This is a genomic window from Parendozoicomonas verongulae (genome assembly GCF_009711465.1).
Classification (GTDB): domain Bacteria; phylum Pseudomonadota; class Gammaproteobacteria; order Pseudomonadales; family Endozoicomonadaceae; genus Sansalvadorimonas; species Sansalvadorimonas verongulae.
The window spans coordinates 1-235 of the sequence record NZ_SMME01000066.1; the positions used below are offsets into that span (position 1 = coordinate 1).

The window sequence follows — 235 nt, forward strand, 5'->3', positions numbered from 1 at the left end:
AAGTTATAGGGCGAACGGTGGCGGGTATGTTCTATCTGGGAAATATTCTTCAACTGGTCATTCACGCTTTCAATGATGGCTCGCTTGCGGAGCATGACTCTGCCAAAAGCTCTGAGGAGCTTGGACTTCATATTCTTGCGGGCCTTGGTTACAAGGCTAAGCCCCTGTTCTGCCAGGGTTCCCACCAAGTCTTGGGATATGTATCCTTTATCTCCATAGAGCCAGCCAATCAGGT

Annotated in this window: 1 protein-coding gene; it reads right to left on the bottom strand. The window is 49.4% G+C overall.

The annotated features are described in order from the left end of the window. On the bottom strand, positions 1-235 hold a 235-nt coding region (locus E1189_RS00090), incomplete at both ends, for a transposase (protein WP_155158134.1).